Annotated in this window: 16 protein-coding genes; 10 read left to right on the top strand and 6 right to left on the bottom strand. The window is 52.4% G+C overall.

Annotated features, from left to right (window positions below; genetic code table 11):
* Nucleotides 1-6 precede the first annotated feature (6 nt).
* From sgcQ to aac(6'), 5 genes are all read left to right on the top strand, one after another.
* Entirely contained in the window at nucleotides 7-813 is an 807-nt protein-coding gene (gene sgcQ, locus ACLD11_RS03635) for a BtpA family protein SgcQ (RefSeq protein ID WP_000118615.1), read from the top strand.
* Nucleotides 814-938: 125 nt separating this feature from the next.
* Nucleotides 939-1,376, top strand: coding sequence for an SgcA family PTS sugar transporter subunit IIA (gene sgcA, locus ACLD11_RS03630; RefSeq protein ID WP_000606454.1), 438 nt, complete (start codon nucleotides 939-941; stop codon nucleotides 1,374-1,376).
* Between the two features lie 11 nt (nucleotides 1,377-1,387).
* Complete coding sequence (locus ACLD11_RS03625) at nucleotides 1,388-2,020, top strand: ribulose-phosphate 3 epimerase family protein (RefSeq protein WP_000600620.1); 633 nt, start codon at nucleotides 1,388-1,390, stop codon at nucleotides 2,018-2,020.
* A gap of 15 nt (nucleotides 2,021-2,035) precedes the next feature.
* Nucleotides 2,036-2,827, top strand: coding sequence for a DeoR/GlpR family DNA-binding transcription regulator (locus ACLD11_RS03620; protein ID WP_001670738.1), 792 nt, complete (start codon nucleotides 2,036-2,038; stop codon nucleotides 2,825-2,827).
* Entirely contained in the window at nucleotides 2,827-3,264 is a 438-nt protein-coding gene (gene aac(6') / locus ACLD11_RS03615) for a cryptic aminoglycoside N-acetyltransferase AAC(6')-Iy/Iaa (protein WP_411011305.1), read from the top strand. The genes ACLD11_RS03620 and aac(6') overlap by 1 nt, the downstream gene beginning before the upstream one ends.
* 140 nt (nucleotides 3,265-3,404) lie before the next feature.
* Here the strand turns inward: aac(6') and ACLD11_RS03610 are convergent, their stop codons facing one another.
* A complete protein-coding gene (locus ACLD11_RS03610) occupies nucleotides 3,405-4,658 on the bottom strand; it encodes an enolase C-terminal domain-like protein (protein WP_411011304.1) in 1,254 nt (417 codons plus the stop codon).
* Between the two features lie 338 nt (nucleotides 4,659-4,996).
* Here ACLD11_RS03610 and ACLD11_RS03605 point away from each other — a divergent pair, with 338 nt between their 5' ends.
* From ACLD11_RS03605 to ACLD11_RS03590, 4 genes are all read left to right on the top strand, one after another.
* The gene (locus ACLD11_RS03605; RefSeq protein ID WP_183060421.1) at nucleotides 4,997-5,764 is read left to right on the top strand and encodes an SDR family oxidoreductase; all 768 of its coding nucleotides are present in this window, start codon (nucleotides 4,997-4,999) and stop codon (nucleotides 5,762-5,764) included.
* Nucleotides 5,765-5,847: 83 nt separating this feature from the next.
* The gene (locus tag ACLD11_RS03600) at nucleotides 5,848-7,209 is read left to right on the top strand and encodes an MFS transporter (RefSeq protein WP_411011303.1); all 1,362 of its coding nucleotides are present in this window, start codon (nucleotides 5,848-5,850) and stop codon (nucleotides 7,207-7,209) included.
* A complete protein-coding gene (gene idnD, locus ACLD11_RS03595) occupies nucleotides 7,178-8,269 on the top strand; it encodes an L-idonate 5-dehydrogenase (protein WP_411014544.1) in 1,092 nt (363 codons plus the stop codon). The genes ACLD11_RS03600 and idnD overlap by 32 nt, the downstream gene beginning before the upstream one ends.
* A gap of 90 nt (nucleotides 8,270-8,359) precedes the next feature.
* Complete coding sequence (locus tag ACLD11_RS03590) at nucleotides 8,360-9,079, top strand: FadR/GntR family transcriptional regulator (protein ID WP_000023780.1); 720 nt, start codon at nucleotides 8,360-8,362, stop codon at nucleotides 9,077-9,079.
* A gap of 207 nt (nucleotides 9,080-9,286) precedes the next feature.
* Here the strand turns inward: ACLD11_RS03590 and ACLD11_RS03585 are convergent, their stop codons facing one another.
* The 4 genes from ACLD11_RS03585 to ACLD11_RS03570 form a co-directional block, all read right to left on the bottom strand.
* On the bottom strand, nucleotides 9,287-9,862 hold the full coding sequence (locus ACLD11_RS03585; RefSeq protein ID WP_411011301.1) for a YceI family protein: 576 nt from the start codon (nucleotides 9,860-9,862) through the stop codon (nucleotides 9,287-9,289).
* A 195-nt stretch (nucleotides 9,863-10,057) separates the two neighbouring features.
* Nucleotides 10,058-11,713, bottom strand: a complete 1,656-nt coding sequence (locus tag ACLD11_RS03580) for a glucan biosynthesis protein D (RefSeq protein WP_080250317.1) — start codon at nucleotides 11,711-11,713, stop codon at nucleotides 10,058-10,060.
* A 219-nt stretch (nucleotides 11,714-11,932) separates the two neighbouring features.
* Complete coding sequence (locus ACLD11_RS03575) at nucleotides 11,933-13,441, bottom strand: carboxylesterase/lipase family protein (RefSeq protein WP_000933983.1); 1,509 nt, start codon at nucleotides 13,439-13,441, stop codon at nucleotides 11,933-11,935.
* Nucleotides 13,442-13,489: 48 nt separating this feature from the next.
* Entirely contained in the window at nucleotides 13,490-14,833 is a 1,344-nt protein-coding gene (locus ACLD11_RS03570) for a VOC family protein (protein ID WP_183060431.1), read from the bottom strand.
* Between the two features lie 292 nt (nucleotides 14,834-15,125).
* Between ACLD11_RS03570 and ACLD11_RS03565 the strand changes: the two genes are divergently transcribed.
* The gene (locus ACLD11_RS03565; RefSeq protein ID WP_183060433.1) at nucleotides 15,126-16,049 is read left to right on the top strand and encodes a LysR substrate-binding domain-containing protein; all 924 of its coding nucleotides are present in this window, start codon (nucleotides 15,126-15,128) and stop codon (nucleotides 16,047-16,049) included.
* A gap of 60 nt (nucleotides 16,050-16,109) precedes the next feature.
* On the opposite strand, the gene ACLD11_RS03560 is transcribed toward ACLD11_RS03565, so the two are convergent.
* Nucleotides 16,110-17,735 carry a methyl-accepting chemotaxis protein gene (locus ACLD11_RS03560; RefSeq protein ID WP_411011300.1) on the bottom strand — a complete coding sequence of 542 codons (1,626 nt, stop codon included), beginning with the start codon at nucleotides 17,733-17,735 and terminating at the stop codon, nucleotides 16,110-16,112.
* Nucleotides 17,736-17,781 lie beyond the last annotated feature (46 nt).

Raw genomic sequence — 17,781 nt, 5'->3', positions numbered from 1 at the left:
CCCAGAATGAGTTGGCTAAAAGAGGTAATAGGAACAGAAAAAGCCGTTATCGCCATGTGCCATTTACGGGCGCTGCCGGGCGATCCCGGGTTCGATACCAGGAAAGGCATGAACTGGGTAATTGACCGCGCCCATGACGATTTAATGGCGCTACAAAATGGCGGCGTGGATGCAGTGATGTTCTCCAACGAATTTAGTCTGCCTTATTTAACGAAAGTCAGACCGGAAACGACCGCCGCGATGGCAAGAATCATCGGTCAGTTAATGAGTGAAATTCGCGTACCGTTTGGGGTAAACGTGTTGTGGGACCCTGTGGCCTCGTTTGATTTGGCGATGGCGACCGACGCAAAATTTATTCGCGAAATTTTCACCGGCGCTTACGCCAGCGATTTTGGCGTCTGGGATACGAATGTCGGCGAAACCATTCGCCATCAGCATCGCATCGGCGCAGGCCACGTGAAAACGCTGTTTAACATCGTGCCGGAAGCGGCGGTGTATCTGGGAAACCGGGATGTCTGTTCAATTGCGAAATCGACCGTATTTAACAATAACCCCGATGCCCTGTGCGTCTCGGGGCTGACGGCGGGCGCTCGCACGGATAGCGCCATACTGAAGCGGGTAAAAGAGACCGTCCCCGACACGGTCGTGCTGGCGAATACCGGGGTGTGTCTGGAAAACGTCGAGGAGCAGCTCTGCATTGCCGACGGATGCGTAACGGCAACCACGTTTAAAAAAGACGGCGTCTTCGCCAACTTTGTCGACCAGGCGCGCGTGGCGAAGTTTATGGAGAAAGTACGCCATATCCGACAATAAAATGGGGATAAGCAAAACGCTTATCCCCTGCAGAGAGCGATAACTCTTCTGCCGATCTCCGTCGCCAAAAGACACGCCGGGGATCGGTTCCAGAGTAACCCGAACCGGCAAGGAGTCAACGATCGATGATTAATGATGTTAAGTGGGTTCAGGCGCAACGCCATGCCAGCGACTGGCGACACGCGCTGGATATCGCCGTTCGTCCGCTGATTACCTTCGGCGCGGCGGCCCCCTGCTACCTGGACGGTATTATTGAGAACACCCTTAAATGGGGGCCATATTATCTTATCGCGCCGGGGATTGCGCTGCCCCATGCCAGACCAGAGCAAGGCGCCAACCATAATCAAATCAGCGTCACTACGTTAGCAACGCCGGTCGCTTTCGGTAATGCGGATTGCGATCCCATCTGGCTGTTGCTTTGCGCCAGCGCCACGGATGCCGAAGCACATATTCGCACCATTCAACGCATCAGCCAGTGGCTCGACTCGCCGGAAAGCGTCGCGATGCTGCAAGATGCGCCAAATGACGCCGCGCTTTTCGCGCAATTAACCGCATTGCGCTGATGGAGGTTCCGATGATCCTGCACCCTTCACTGGCCTCCGCCGATCCGCTGCGCTATGCCGAGGCGTTGACCGCTTTACACGATGTGCCTCTCGGCTCGCTGCATCTGGATATCGAAGATACCAGTTTCATCAACAATATTACCTTCGGTATGAAAACCATTCAGGCAGTCGCACAATACACTCGCCATCCGCTCTCATTTCACCTGATGGTCTCATCACCGCAACGCTGGTTACCCTGGCTTGCAGCTATCCGCCCCGGCTGGATTTTCATTCATGCCGAAAGCGTGCAAAACCCCTCGGAGATTCTGGCGGATATTCGCGCTATCGGGGCGAAAGCAGGACTGGCGCTTAACCCGGCAACGCCGCTATTGCCTTATCGTTATCTGGCATTGCAACTGGATGCGCTGATGATCATGACCAGCGAACCCGACGGACGCGGACAGCAATTTATCGCCGCGATGTGTGAAAAAGTGAGCCAGAGCAGAGAGCATTTCCCTGCTGCGGAATGCTGGGCGGACGGCGGTATTACACTTCGCGCCGCACGGCTGCTTGCCGCCGCAGGCGCACAGCATCTGGTGATTGGCCGGGCGTTGTTCACGACGGCGAACTATGATGTGACGTTGTCACAATTCACCGCGCTATAAAGGAGTCATATGCTGATGAGCCAACAGCGCCCCGACCGTATCAAACAGATGTTGCATTACCTTTGGCAACACAGGCACCTCTCAACACAGCAAGCTATTGAGCTTTTTGGCTATGCAGAGGCAACCGTGCGCCGGGATTTTCACTATATCGCCAGCCGTTATCCCGGTATGGTTCGCGGCCATGGTTGTATTGACTTCGACGACAGTACGGAAGATAAAGAATATGTTTTCGACGTTAAGCGAACGTTACAAAGCGAGGCGAAACGCGAAATCGCCGCCCTCGCCCGCACGTTCATCAAGGATGGCGACTGTTTTTTTCTCGACTCCGGCTCCACCTGTCTGGAACTGGCAAAATGTCTGGTCGACGCCAAAGTAAAAGTCATTTGCAATGACATCAAAATCGCTAATGAACTGGGTGGCTTCCCACACGTAGAGAGCTACATTATTGGCGGACTGATTCGCCCCGGTTACTTTTCGGTGGGCGAGAGTCTGGCGCTGGAGATGATTAACGCCTTTGCCGTTGAACGCGCCTTTATCTCCTGCGATGCGCTGTCGATTGAAACGGGCATCACCAACGCTACCATGTTTGAAGTGGGCGTTAAAACGCGCATCATTCAGCGCTCACGCGAGGTCATATTGATGGCCGATCACTCAAAGTTTGATACTGTAGAACCCCATGCGGTGGCGACGCTGTCCTGTATTACTACCATTCTTAGCGACAGTGCGCTCCCATCTGCTATCGCCCGACGTTATCAGCAAGCGGGGTGCCGTCTCATCATGTCAGATCCCTCATCAGGAGCGCGTTAATGGACATCAGGCAAATGAACAAAACCCATCTGGATCACTGGCGCGGATTGCGAAAACAGCTCTGGCCAGGTCACCCGGATGACGCCCATCTGGCGGACGGCGAAGAAATTCTGCAAACCGATCATCTGGCATCATTTATTGCGATGGCAGACGGGGTGGCGATTGGCTTTGCGGATGCCTCAATCCGCCACGATTATGTCAATGGTTGCGACAGTTCGCCCGTGGTTTTCCTTGAAGGTATTTTTGTTCTCCCCTCATTCCGTCAACGCGGCGTAGCGAAACAATTGATTGCAGCGGTGCAACGATGGGGAACGAATAAAGGGTGTCGGGAAATGGCCTCCGATACCTCGCCGGAAAATACAATTTCCCAGAAAGTTCACCAGGCGTTAGGATTTGAGGAAACAGAGCGCGTCATTTTCTACCGAAAGCGTTGTTGAGGGAAATATTCAGGCTCTTTATAGAGAAGTGGTCACTGATTAAAAAGCAGCCTCAATATACAATAATTCCTGTTTCTAAAACGGAGTCCATCAGGACGTCGGGAATAAGACCCGGCAGATGCATGCCGGGCCTTCATTGCTTACGGTCTTGAGGCCGTACCGTCTGGTGTGCGCGCCATTGTCCAGGATGGGATTCCCCCCTCGCACGGATATTTCGCCGCTTTGGCTTCATCAATGTCAATACCCAGACCCGGCTTATCGTTCAGATAGGCATAACCGTGGTCAATCTCAGGGCAGCCCGGGAAGACATCACGCAGCGCGTCGTTCATTGGCGTGTATTCCTGAATGCCAAAGTTCGGTGAACTCAAATCCAAATGCATATTGGCGCAAACCCCGACTGGAGAAATGTCGCCCGGCCCGTGCCATGCGGTGCGCACACCGTTCAGTTCGCTGTAGACAGCAAGTTTCTTCGCCGGCGTAATGCCGCCGATGGTACTCACGTGGCAGCGAATGTAGTCGATGAGCCTGTTGTCGATGAGCGGCTTCCACTCATTCACATTCACAAACAGCTCACCCATGGATATCGGAGTGGAAGACTGCTGGCGCAGCATTTTCAGCCAGTCGATGTTTTCCGGTGCCACCGGATCCTCAAGATAAAATAGTTGATACTGTTCAAGCGTTTTGGCCAGATTAATGGCAGTCACCGGGGTCACGCGCTCATGTACATCATGAATAAATTCGATGCCAAAACCGAGCTTGTTACGCAGGTGGTCGAACAGACGCGGAACGCTTTTGGCGTAGGCGTCCGGGTCAAAGTAGATGCCGGGCGTTTTGCTGCGCGGTGAACGTTTCGGCTGAATGTTCTTCGCACGAGCTAGCTGCGTGGCGATCAGTTTAAGGTCATCGGTCCCCGCACCACCGTACATTCCCATCTGGCAGCGAACGTACTGGTAACCCTCTTCCATTCTGGCTCGGATGTTATCTTCCACTTCAACTTCATCGCCACCGTCGGTGTGGCAGTACAGCGGGATCCCATCACGGCATTTGCCGCCCAGCAGATCATAAACCGGCATCCCCGCTAGCTTACCTTTGATATCCCACAGTGCCATGTCCACGCCGGACAATGCATTGTTCATGATCGGGCCATTGCGCCAGTAGCCGCTCACCACACCTGACTGCCAGATGTCCTCAATACGGGTCGGATCTTTGCCAACCAGAAAAGGCACCATGTACTCATCGATCGCGCTTTTTACCGCGAAGATACGCTGAGTAAATGTCGCGCATCCCAGCCCATACAGCCCTGGCTCGTTGGTTTCTATCTTAACGACTGCCAAATCAATGCCGCCCGGTGCCGTCAGAATCGTTTTCACGTTGGTAATTTTCAGGTTACTCACTTTCACTCCTTAACTCAGCGAATTTACCGCATGTCATACCGTTGTGGATGATACAACATATATACGTAAGTTGTCCTACAACTTTACGCTGTTATATCACGCTTCTTTTACAGCAGATCGCTGCGAGTGTCATTCTGTGACAGCGATCAAACCGCGTTAAATTTAAACCAAATATATACATATAATTCAATTAATTAATATTAATTACGCGGTCGCCATGTGGAGCTGTTTGTGATCCTTGTTGCAAATTCATGGGTGAACTGTTGATTTTATCAGGGTGAAAATTCAACCTTAAAAAAGGATAGTCGTCATACAAATTAAACAAGTGAGGAAACAACATGACCGCTTTATTTGATTTAACTGGGAAAACGGCGCTGGTAACGGGTTCTGCACGAGGACTGGGCTTTGCCTACGCAGAGGGTCTTGCCGCTGCGGGTGCACGGGTTATCCTGAATGATATTCGCGCCACGCTGTTGGCCGAATCAGTGGATACGCTGACCAGAAAAGGCTACGACGCACATGGCATGGCTTTTGACGTCACCGATGAACTGGCGATTGAGGCAGCTTTTAGCAAACTTGATGCAGAAGGGATCCATGTTGATATCCTGATCAATAACGCCGGTATTCAGTACCGCAAACCAATGGTCGAGCTGGAGCTGGAAAACTGGCAGAAGGTGATCGACACTAACCTGACCAGCGCATTTTTAGTCTCCCGCTCGGCGGCAAAACGGATGATCGCCCGCAACAGCGGCGGCAAAATTATTAATATCGGCTCGCTCACCAGCCAGGCGGCCCGCCCGACTGTTGCCCCGTACACGGCAGCAAAAGGCGGCATCAAAATGCTCACCTGCTCGATGGCTGCAGAATGGGCGCAGTTTAATATCCAGACCAACGCCATTGGACCTGGCTACATTCTGACCGACATGAACACCGCGCTTATCGAAGACAAGCAGTTCGATAGCTGGGTGAAAAGCAGCACCCCTTCTCAGCGTTGGGGTCGTCCGGAAGAGCTCATCGGCACCGCTATCTTCTTATCATCCAGAGCATCTGATTATATCAACGGGCAGATTATTTACGTCGATGGTGGCTGGCTCGCAGTTTTATAAGTCGCCCGCACTCTACCTACTCGCCTTTAAAATTGATGGCATGTGTTCACCCCGATGCATGCCGATATAACACAGGTATTATTATGAAGGCTTCAAGACAACGACTCTTTATTCTCACATTGCTGTTTATTGTGACTGCAATTAATTATATGGATCGCGCCAATCTTGCCGTTGCTGGTTCGAATATCCAGAATGATTTCAGTCTGACGCCAACACAACTGGGTTTGCTTTTCTCCATGTTTACCTGGGCCTACGCTGCCAGTCAAATTCCTGTCGGCTATGTTCTTGATCGTATTGGCTCACGTATTCTTTATGGTGGTGCGATTATTCTGTGGAGTATTTTTACCTTTATGATGGGGTTCGCCTCACACCATTTATTCGCGACGGCAACCGCTTCATTTGCAATGCTTCTGGCCTGCCGCGCATTAATTGGTATTGCCGAAGCGCCATCCTTCCCGTCTAACACAAAAATAATTGCCACCTGGTTCCCGGACCATGAACGTGCCCGTGCGACCGCGATTTATTCCAGTGCACAATATATCGGTCTCGCGCTGCTGACGCCTGCCCTCGCCTTTATTGTGGCTAACTACGGTTGGGAAATGTCGTTTTATCTGTCCGGTGGCGCCGGTATTCTGTTTGGCATCTACTGGCTTATGTATTACCGCGATCCACAGCACAGCACTGCTGTGAACCAGGCCGAACTGGATTATATCAAAGCAGGCGGCGGCTATGGCTCGGAGAATCAATCCTCCGTGAGTGCAAAAATTAGCTGGCAAAATATTAAATTCTTCCTCAGCAAAAAAACGATTTGGGGTTTGTTCATCACCCAGTTTGCCTGCTCGTCTACGCTCTATTTCTTCCTGACCTGGTTTATTGTTTACCTGGAAAAAGGACTGCATCTCTCTATTTCCAAAGCCGGGATAGGCGCCATGCTGCCCTATATTATGGCGATGCTTGGGGTGCTCTGTGGCGGTACGCTAAGCGACATGCTGCTGAAAAAAGGAAAATCCCGAACGCTGGCACGAAAATTACCCGTTATGGCTGGCCTGTGCGTCACAATGATTATTGGCCTGGTCAATTTCTTTGAAAACCAGCCGGTTATTGCGATTGTCATTCTGTCTGTTGCGTTCTTTGCCAACGCCTTTTCAAACCTGGGCTGGGTGGTCTGGAGCGATGTGATTCCCCGTAATTTTCTCGGCACTATGGGTGGCTTTTTAAATATTTGCGGCAACCTTTCGGGGATCGTTAGCCCAATTGTTATTGGGGTTATTCTCCAGCGCACGCAAAACTTCCAGTATGCCATGTGGTATATCGCAGGCGTCGCCGGACTGGGCTTATTAGCCTACATATTCCTGGTGGGCAAAATTGAAGTGATCCTGCCTGAAAAAAAGAATACCGCCACTGTAGATAAGAATGCCATTAACCCGGCAACTGCCAACAAATAATGAGGTCATTATCAAAATGGAAAAAATAACTTGTAACGCTTGTCTGGCCCATGCGGAAAAAGACGTACGCTTTGAATCACGTGAAATTGAGCACAGTGAACATGACGTCGTCGTGAAGGTCGCCTGCGGCGGCATCTGTGGCTCTGATATTCACTACTATCAGCATGGCCGCGCGGGGATGTCTGTCCTCAAGCACCCGATGGTGATTGGCCATGAGTTTGTTGGCGTGATCGGCAAAGTGCCAGCAGGCAGCGATCTGAAAGTGGGCCAGACGGTTGCGGTGAACCCGTCCAGCCCCTGCAATCAGTGCGAGATGTGCCTTTCCGGCCATCAAAATCTGTGCGGCTCCATGCGCTTTATGGGCAGCGCGCAGTTCAATCCGCATGTGAATGGCGGTTTTTCTGAATACGTGGTGGTAAAACCGGAGCAATGCATTCCTTACGATAGGCGCGAGCCCGCAAACGTGATGGCCTTTTCGGAACCGCTGGCGGTCGCCATTCATGCAGTAAAAAAGGCGGGCCAGTTGACCGGCAAACGCGTACTGGTGATTGGCGCAGGCCCCATTGGTTGTCTGATCCTCGCGGCGGCGCGCAGTGCCGGAGCATCTGAACTGGTGGCATCCGATCTCAGCCCACGCTGTCTGGAACTGGCACGCCAGATGGGGGCCACAGCGGTGATGGATCCGCGCGATGAAGAACAGGTTGCCCATTATCAGCAGCATAAAGGCTACTTTGATGTCGTGTTTGAGGCCTCCGGCGCGCCGATTGCCGTGGCATCTACCGTCGACTTCACCCGCCCTGCCGGCACCATCGTTCAGGTGGGGATGGGTGCCAGCCCGGTAAGCTGGCCAGTGTCAACGATGCTGGTTAAAGAACTCAACTGGGTCGGCTCATTCCGTTTTATCGGTGAGTTCATCACCGCGGTACGCTGGCTGGAGGATGGGCGCGTCGATCCTCGCCCGCTTATCAGCGCCGAGTTCCCGCCCCAGCAAATTGAAGACGCGCTGATTACCGCCACAGACAAAAATGTCTCTGCTAAGGTACTCATTCGTTTCGATTAACGGTGAAAAGCGCTCGGCCGGGCGCTTTGTTCTTAAAAGAGAATTGTTATATAATAAGTCACTTCAGCGACATCTTAACGGATACCCATCTTGAGCATAAAATCCATTCAAAAACAGAATGTTGTAAATGAAATTTATGATCAGATAAGCAGCAAACTACTGGACGGCAGTTGGGCGCCGGGTAGCCGTTTGCCCTCAGAAGCGGAGCTGACCACCTCATTTAACGTCAGCCGGGTCAGCGTTCGCAGCGCAGTGCAGCGTTTTCGTGACCTGGGGATTGTGGTGACGCGTCAGGGCAGCGGCAGCTACGTGAGCGAAAACTTCACTCCGCAGATGTTGAGTAACGATCCCCGCCCAATCATGCACCTTAGCCGCGAAGAGTTTCACGATATGATGATTTTTCGTCAGACTGTGGAGTTCAAATGCGTGGAGCTCGCCGTCACACACGCCACCGATGATGACATTCGCCAGCTCGAAGAAGCATTGAATAACATGCTGATCCACAAAGGTGATTATAAAAAATACTCGGAAGCGGACTACGAGTTCCATCTGGCGATTGTCAGGGCATCGCACAACAGCGTGTTCTACAACGTGATGAGCTCGATTAAAGACATCTATTACTACTATCTTGAAGAGCTTAACCGTGCGCTGGGTATTACCCTTGAAAGTGTGGAAGCCCATATCAAGGTCTACATGTCCATAAAGAATCGCGATGCCAGCACGGCAGTCGAAGTGCTCAATGAAGCGATGTCAGGCAACATTATTGCGATCGAGAAAATCAAATCTACAGAGACATCAGGGACAAAATAACCGTTGGTTACAAGCTCAACTAGTAGAACACTTTAGCATATCTGAATCCGAAATAGTTGCCATCAACGGAGTAAAGTGATCCATCAACTATTTAGTGACATAGTCCCACTTTAAAATCGTGGCAGTGCGGCCTGAAATCAGCGAAGCTTCAAATAGCCAAGCCCCAGGCCCCCCCTTAACATACAATAATTTGCATCATCATTCCCTTTATTGCTTAACCGCTTCTGCCTGGATTTTTACATCGACAACTTTCGTCATCCCCATATCGACCAGATAATCTACCCCCCACTGGGTGCGATCTATTTGCGTGACAAAATCACCGCCGCAAACCTGTGCCTTGAATATCGGACTCATATAACAGCCAAACTTGGTGGTGGTTAAGGTGACGGGCTTAGTTACTCCCTTCATTGTTAACAAACCGTCAATAGAAACCGGTTTATTATCTCCAAAATGCCATTTTGTTGATTTAAATACTATTTCTGGATATTTTTCTGCATCCAGAATATCGCTACTGCGGATATGATTATCAAACGCATCCACCCCGGTATTTAAGGCGGTCACGGGAATCGTCACGCGCATCTCTGCGACTTGCTTTTCCGGCTGATATTTCAGCTCACCGCTAATAGCATAAAACCCGCCATGATTGGTTGAGGTCTGGAAATGATCGATATTAAATACCGCATTGGTATGCGTATTATCAAATTTATATACATCTGCATGAGCAGCACTTAATAAACCCAGAGACAGGACAGCACCAAGAAAACTCTTTTTCATTATATTCACTTTATATCTTAAATAAGGTGAAGCTATCTTAATGTTCCCTGTCCGCAGGATCGAGAGGGAGAAACAGGAAGGACTGTTGCAAAAATAGAACGATGGAAAGACCGTATCACAAAAACAGCGGATCACGAGTGAGTTTATGTCAGGGCTATTTCCGGAACCTGTACCGCCTTTGTGGCGGTACAGAAGGCAAACTGACTAACGCATGATACGATCGTCGACATAACGGCGCTTATCCGGCGCGGGCGGGAAATACTGATACAGCCAGGTTTCGCTGATAGCCTCCCCCTGGCAGCGCAGGAACATACGCATATCCACCGGTGCCGTAGAATCCGAGGTCGGATACCAGTCAAACTGGATACGATAACCGTCGAAAGGCTCAACGTAGAGGATCTCAATCTGCTTCGCCTCACCGCTGGAGAGCGTAATCACCGGCTCAATGCCTTTTGGCGCGGCCGCTTTCAGATCGCCGCCGACAAAATCAATAGCAAAACGGCGCGCCCATTTATCCGGGTAATGTTCGCCCGGCGCCCAACCTTCGGGAAAGCCGCCCATCCCTGTACGGGTCGCCATGACCCGCGCAAGCGGGGATTGTACCGGCGGCTGCGCGCTCCAGTACAAACGATAATTGAACGCCAGCGTATCCCCGGCTTTGATCGCTTTTTCCGGCTGCCAGAAACAGACCACATTATCCAGAGTTTCGCCAGTGGTTGGGATCTCCATCAGGCTAACCGCGCCTTTCCCCCACTTACTGCGCGGCTCCACCCACAGGCTCGGACGTTTGTTGTACCAGCCCATCACATCCTGATAATGCGAGAAATCGCGATCGAGTTGCAGCAGGCCGAACCCTTTCGGGTTATCGTCCATATATGCATTGAACTGCAATTTCTGCGGATTATTCAGCGGGCGGCAAATCCACTCGCCATTACCCCGCCACATCGCCAGCCGATCGGAATCGTGAATTTGCGGATGAATGGTGTCGCATACCCGACGTTCATTGTTCCCACAGCTAAACATACTGGTCATCGGCGCAATGCCAAGTTGCTTAATATCTTTACGGGCGTAGAGATGGTTTTCTACATCCATGATCACCTGCGATTTTTCGCAGTGGATCACAAATTTATACGCGCCCGTCACGCTGGCGCTGTCCAGCAGAGCGTAAACGGTAAACGTAGTATCGCCCGGCTTCGCGGTGTCAAACCAGAATGCGGTGAAGTCAGGGAACTCTTCCTGACCGTCAGTATAGGTATCTATCGCCAGCCCGCGAGCCGACAGGCCATACTGATAAGTATCATCTACCGCCCGGAAGTAACTGGCGCCCAGGAAGGAGACGACATCGCGCCGCGCCAGTTCCGGCGCTTTAAAGACACGGAAACCGGCGAAACCGAGATCGCTCTGCCCTTCCAGTTGCGTCGTATCGACGCCGGCATCGTTGTATTTAAACAGTTCCGGGCGAAAATGAATCTCGCGAGCAAGATGCGTCGTCGTATCAACGGAAAACATGCGTACGCGACGACGAAAGCCCATCCCTACGTGGAAAAACTGAATATCGAGCTGCCGGTTGGCAACACCGTTCCAGAGTGAATGCGCCGCGTCATACTGAATGCTGTTATAGGCCTGCGGCGTCAGATTGGCGAGCGTATCCGGCAAGGGTCCCGGCGCGCCGCGCCAGGGCTTTTTCGCTAACGCCTGGGCCATTGATTGCAGACCAGCAAAATCAAAACGGACAATTTTACCATCCGCAATATCGGATTCCGCGGCAAACGCCGCCTGAGAAAAGAGGGAAGCAATACCGCTGGAACCGCACACGGCGGCCATTGCCATTGAACCTTTAATAAATCGTCTACGATTCATACCTGAAAATGAGTCCTTCTGGTCTTGTGAATGGTCCCGCGCTGGTTTTTTCAGCAGCAAGAATGTGCCCGTTTCTGACCGCTCACTCTAGACAAAATTCATTAATAATCCAATTGTTGGTCGCCTGGAAACTGTGCAAAAGCGTAAATATTTTATGTCGATAAGAACCGACCGAATCGGATGTAAACCTTACGCAGCATTCTTCAGGTTATGAAAAGTTTATTCCAGACTAACGTGATGTTTCATGACTCGTTTAAACAGCGCCAGACGCGCACGCATAAAGCGGTTTTCCACTTTAAAACCGGCAAGTTTGTTCAGCCCAATCCGCAACAGACGATCTCGCCCCCGAATGCTGGCGGGCCAGCGAACCGGACCGTGCAGCACGTCGCGCGTGCGGCTGGCATGACGTGCGAAATTCACCCAGTAATCCGCCACCTGCGAGGCAAAGGCCAGGTCATTCTCATTCACATAATGACATGTGGGCTCAGCCCGCGTTAACGTATCGAATACATACGGTATTTCATTGCCATGACAGGCGCCATTCGCGTAGGTGTTATGCTCCGCTTCGGCGACATAATCAAACCAGTAACGCCAGCACGGTTCGCCGATCCGCTGCTGCGCTTGCATGACGACATAACCCAACGTGGTAAATACCATATCCCGACAGACCTGCCGCCCTAGCGCTTCGTCGCCTTTCACTCCAGGATAAAGCAGCCGGATTAACCCCAGACCAACACGCCGCTCACGGCGCATTTTTTGAATTTGACCGGCAATATCGACGCCAAAAACTGCCAATACGCTGGCTTCATCGCTATTCGAGCCGATCATCACCGGTATCGGATGCTGTTTCGCCGCAAAGAAGGTTTCCAGCATCGGATGCGGCAGTACGACGTCGCCGGAAATCGGCGTCGGCGCAATTTTAAAAGGTGCGTCCAGCGGCCAAAACGTCTCTGCCGGTAAAGCGCGTAGCTGTTCGGCAGTGGCATGGGCTAAGCCAAGATGTTCCGCCAGCGCAACGCCTTTTTTTAGCGCCACCTCGCGGGGCGTATCCGGCAGCGTATAACCACTCTGAATAATCGCTTTATGAAAAAGCCCCTTCGCCAACGGCGAAGCCATCAACGACAGCACGCTGCGGGCGCCGGCGGATTCGCCAAATAACGTCACATTCTGCGTATCGCCGCCAAACGCAGCAATATTGTCCTGCACCCAACGCAGCGCAGCGATTTGATCGAGTAAAGCGAAATTATGAATACACTCCGCCCCTTCGCCTTCCAGCGCCGGATGCGCGAAAAAGCCCAGATGGCCAAGCCGATAATTGACCGTCACCACGATCGCGCCGCGCTTCGCCAGCGCTTGACCGTCATAGGGCGGCAAACTCCCCGCGCCAATGGTGTAACCGCCGCCGTGTAGCCAGACCATGACCGGCAACGGTTCATGACGCACGGCGGGAGCCCAGACGTTCAGATAGAGACAGTCTTCGGAAAAATTTCCCGGATCGCCACCGCCGAGTTCACGACACCAGGTAATATCCTGCCAACTGGCGCAGGAGAAACAATCCGCCTGGCGCACATCCTGCCAGGGCGTAACAGGCTGCGGCGCACGCCAGCGTAGCTCCCCTGTTGGCGGCGCGGCATAAGGTATACCGCGCCAGATATGGATTTCTTCCTGTACGACGCCCACGATTTTACCGTGACGCGTCGCCACCAGCGGGATGGAGGGATTCAACATAACGCCTTCCTTTTACAGTATCCTCACAGCCTGTGAAGCTTACCGCTTTTAAAGCAGACCGCAACGGCGTTTACTGCGTTCTTCCGCTTCCTGATATAACGAAAATTCATCCCGTACTGCACATCCCAGCGCCTGTTCAAAGGCGTCGCGGCTGGCATTACCGTGCCTTCTGGCCAGCGTTTCATTTCCCAAATTCGACTGAAAAATGCCGGCTGCGCTGACCGGAAGAAAATCTTCATAGGTAATCGGCTGCGCGATCACCCAACCGCGCTCAATAAGCGGCTGCGGATCGTCGCCAGGATGGATCGCCTGACGATGCGCCTCGCCGGAAGGCGTTAAGCGATAGCGGAACCAGGCAAGCCCCTGCTGGCGAAGCAGAAATTCGCTATCCGGAAAGGCGTTAAAGACCTCCTGCAAATGGAGTTGATGCGTGAAGTTATCCTTACCCGTTCCCGCCTTGTGCAACAGTTCGTCATATAATCGACGACCTTTTGGCGTCAGCGCGACGCCACGTTGCTCAATTTCGCCGAAGCGCGCCGTGTGCGTACCCTGCTTTTCATCAACGAAGAGCACCTGCTCTTCCAGGGCTTTGAAACTGGTTTGCCGCAACAGAATAGGCACTTCGCGGCGAGGCGGACCTTCGATAAGAGTTTTAGGCGTAATGCCGCACTCCGGCATCATGGCCTGTACCCGGTCGATATCCAGAGTACGCGGCGTCAGATGGTTAATGTGACATCCCGGGAAACAGACCACGTCGGCAATTAAACGATGCTCACGATGCAGGCTGCGGTACGTTTCTTCATCAACGGTAGCCTGACGATGCCAGCGAAAAGTCTCCAGCGTTTCACGGACGAACGCTTCGGCCTGAGCAGCGTTAAAACCGCCCTGCTCGTCGTACTCATCCAGCAATTGTCGGCAGCGTGATGTAAAAATATCCCGCTGCGATAAGATTTCCGCCGCCCGCTGGCGTAATGCCGCGTTTTCAATGAGCTCCAGGCGTAATAGCGAAGTGAACATGCGAAAGGGATTACGCGAGAGCGAAGCCTCGTCAATGGGACGAAATGCCGTGGAATGCACAGGCACGCCCGCCTGAGAGAGATCGTAATAACTTACTGGGTACATCCCCATGATGGCGAATATCCGACGCAAGGTAGAAAGTTCTTCTGCGGTGCCAACACGAATGGCGCCATGTCGTTCCACGTTCAATCGCGCCAGTTCATCGGCATTAGCCAACTGCTCATGCAGTTTGGGATTATTTTCCAGCACCGCCAGATTCACGTCAGCCACAAGTTCCAGTAACGTACCGTACTGCGGAACTTCCTGCTGGTACATTGCCGACATTGCCTGCGAAAAGTGTTCCCGAATCTCATCTGCCGTGATGGTGTTCGCCATAATGTCATGCCTCCAGTGAATGTTACCTGGAGTGTAGAAAACCTCATCCATTCCGGGGAGAAGAATTTATAAAGTGTGATCCGGCCTGAATTCATTATGCAGAACGGATTGACATGAGCTGGCATATCCCCGACCAGATCGCGGCTTAACACGCTTAACGGCCGTTGAATCATCAGTAAAATAAAACAGTTGTAACTTGAAATGGTAAAATGTTAATAATATTTTGCTATCAGGTTATCAAAAACAAACAACTTTACTTGTCACCCGCACGGCTCTGTTTTTAACATCGCTTATGGAAAAAAATGGTCTGTTTAGTCAGCGCATTCGGTTGCGCCACCTTCATACATTTGTCGCCGTTGCGCAACAGGGAACTCTGGGGCGCGCGGCTGAAACCCTTAACCTGAGCCAGCCAGCGCTTTCTAAAACGCTGAACGAACTGGAGCAACTCACCGGAACCCGTCTGTTTGAACGCGGGCGACTGGGCGCGCAATTAACGGTTCCTGGCGAACAATTTTTGACTCATGCGGTAAAAGTATTAGATGCATTGAATACCGCCGGGCAGGCGCTGAATCGCAAAGAGGACGCCAGCGCCGATGTGGTGCGTGTTGGCGCGCTCCCCACCGCTGCGCTGGGTATACTCCCGGCGGCTATTGGGCGGTTCCATCAACAGCAAAAATCGACCTCGTTACAGGTCGCGACCATGAACAATACGATGTTGCTTGCAGGTCTGAAGTCAGGCGAGATCGATCTGGGTATTGGCCGCATGTCAGACCCGGAATTAATGGGCGGTTTAAATTACGAACTGCTGTTTTTAGAATCGCTTAAATTAGTGGTACGCCCCGGTCATCCCCTGTTACAGGAGACGATCACGTTCAGCCGGGTTATGGAATGGCCGGTAGTCGTTTCGCCAAAAGGCACGGTACCGCGCCAGAATGCGGAAGCCCTGTTGCAAAGCCAGGGGTGTAAAATGCCTGCCGGATGTATCGAAACGCTATCCGCATCGTTATCACGACAACTGACCGTAGATTACGATTACGTCTGGTTCGTCCCCTCTGGCGCGGTTAAAGAAGATCTTCGCCAGGCGACGCTGGTCTCATTACCCGTGCCGACCCAGAGCGCGGGCGAACCGATAGGTATTCTTACGCGAGTTGATATCCCGCTCTCAACCGGGGCGCAAATGCTGATTGCGGCGATCCGTAAATCGATGCCGCTGTGATAGCGGCTGTCGGAGAATAAACGCGCCCGCGGCTAAAATAGCCCGCTGGCGCGACGCTTACTAAAGGAAGGATGATCGCATCGTCGCGCCAGTATCCTGTAAACGAAACGCATCAACAGCTTGCGTCAAGCGGGCGGCCTGTTCTTCAAGCGAAGCGGCCGCCGCGGACGCCTCTTCGACCAGCGACGCGTTTTGTTGCGTAACCCTGTCCATCTCAGAAATCGCCTGACTGACCTGAACAATACCGCGACTTTGCTCATCAGAGGCTGCCGCGATATCGAGCATAATATCGGTGACGCGTTTGACGGCATCCACTATCTCATTCATGGTGCTCCCCGCAGCGATAACCTCTTCGGAGCCTTGTTCAATCAGGCTGACCGATGCGCCGATCAAGCCTTCAATCTCTTTTGCCGCCTGCGCGCTGCGACTGGCGAGGGTACGAACCTCACTGGCGACCACCGCAAAACCGCGTCCTTGTTCCCCGGCGCGTGCCGCCTCGACCGCCGCGTTCAGCGCCAGGATGTTGGTCTGGAAAGCGATACTGTTAATGACGGCGGTAATTTCCGAGATTTTTTTCGAGCTGGTGGAAATATTCCCCATCGTTTGTACGACCCCGGAAACCATCTGGCCTCCGCGACTGGCTTTACCGGAAGCATCTTCCGCCAGTTTGCTGGCGTGATGCGCATTATCCGCATTCTGCTTAACGGTTGCCGTCAACTGTTCCATACTGGCCGCGGTCTGTTCAATGGCGGCAGCCTGCTGTTCAGTACGAGAAGATAAATCCGTATTACCAGCGGTAATTTCGCTGGTGCCTCGATAAATTTCCTCCGCCCCCTGACGCACCGTCCCTACCGTTTGTTGCAACGCATGCTGCATCTGCTGAAGATGATGACTCAGGCGACCAACTTCACTGCGTCCTGTGGGCTCGTCAGCCATGGTCAGATCGCCCGCCGCAATGCGTTCGATACGTGACGCCGCCTGCTGCAAGGGTCGTATCACCGTGCGACGCAGCACCATAAAGGTCATTAACGTCAATACCAGCGCCAACGTAAATGCGCCAATCATAAACATCATACCGAGCCGGGTACGTTGGTAAGCCTGCCCGCTAAGTAGTCTCGCCCGCTCGGTGCGCAGTTCAATCGCTTTCAACAGGACATGGTTATATGCGGCATCCAGTTGTTTTGCCTGCTCGTTTTCATGATTAATGATCGCTTCGAACATGCCATTTTTGGCAAATTTCAGCATCGGTTGCAGGCCGTTGATATAGGCGGTGTAGCGGGCGTTTAACTCGTTATCCAATGCTTCATCGGCGGGTGTTTTCACCGCTCTGGACATATAAGCGTTAAAGCCGTCCTGAGACTGCTTGATCCGCGTTTCCGCAGCGGCAATATTGGCTTTCATTTCATCCATTTCGGCAATCCGGCTCGCCGCGCCAGCGTGGATCATATTGATACGTGCGGTACGTAAGTGGTTAGCGCTGTTGGATAAGCCCATCCGTACCTGAATCTCGTCCGTGACATCACGCTGATCGCGATCGGCCTGTAACAGAAAATAGCCTGCCAGCCCGGAGCTCAAAGCAAAAAGAAGAAGGATGCCACCGAGAATGGAGGAAAACAGCGGAACCAGTCGAATATGATGCAGGAAGCCCAGTTTATGCGAGGCTTGCATCGAGAATGTGTTGCCCATGACCGTCGACTCTCTTGTAGGTTTTATGCGTAAAACACGCCCGTTA

It is taken from the genome of Salmonella sp. 741265116_PST (genome assembly GCF_046567715.1).
Lineage (GTDB): Bacteria > Pseudomonadota > Gammaproteobacteria > Enterobacterales > Enterobacteriaceae > Salmonella > Salmonella enterica.
The sequence above is the reverse complement of the archived record's forward strand: the minus strand, read 5'-3'. Positions and strand labels throughout refer to the sequence as shown.

Bases quoted from the DNA above. Each gene is read 5' to 3' on its own strand.
- sgcQ (WP_000118615.1), top strand. From the start codon at position 7: ATGAGTTGGCTAAAAGAGGTAATAGGAACAGAAAAAGCCGTTATCGCC.
- sgcA (WP_000606454.1), top strand. From the start codon at position 939: ATGATTAATGATGTTAAGTGGGTTCAGGCGCAACGCCATGCCAGCGAC.
- ACLD11_RS03625 (WP_000600620.1), top strand. From the start codon at position 1,388: ATGATCCTGCACCCTTCACTGGCCTCCGCCGATCCGCTGCGCTATGCC.
- ACLD11_RS03620 (WP_001670738.1), top strand. From the start codon at position 2,036: ATGAGCCAACAGCGCCCCGACCGTATCAAACAGATGTTGCATTACCTT.
- ACLD11_RS03605 (WP_183060421.1), top strand. From the start codon at position 4,997: ATGACCGCTTTATTTGATTTAACTGGGAAAACGGCGCTGGTAACGGGT.
- ACLD11_RS03600 (WP_411011303.1), top strand. From the start codon at position 5,848: ATGAAGGCTTCAAGACAACGACTCTTTATTCTCACATTGCTGTTTATT.
- idnD (WP_411014544.1), top strand. From the start codon at position 7,178: ATGCCATTAACCCGGCAACTGCCAACAAATAATGAGGTCATTATCAAA.
- ACLD11_RS03580 (WP_080250317.1), bottom strand. From the start codon at position 11,713: ATGAATCGTAGACGATTTATTAAAGGTTCAATGGCAATGGCCGCCGTG.
- ACLD11_RS03575 (WP_000933983.1), bottom strand. From the start codon at position 13,441: ATGTTGAATCCCTCCATCCCGCTGGTGGCGACGCGTCACGGTAAAATC.
- ACLD11_RS03570 (WP_183060431.1), bottom strand. From the start codon at position 14,833: ATGGCGAACACCATCACGGCAGATGAGATTCGGGAACACTTTTCGCAG.
- ACLD11_RS03565 (WP_183060433.1), top strand. From the start codon at position 15,126: ATGGAAAAAAATGGTCTGTTTAGTCAGCGCATTCGGTTGCGCCACCTT.
- ACLD11_RS03560 (WP_411011300.1), bottom strand. From the start codon at position 17,735: ATGGGCAACACATTCTCGATGCAAGCCTCGCATAAACTGGGCTTCCTG.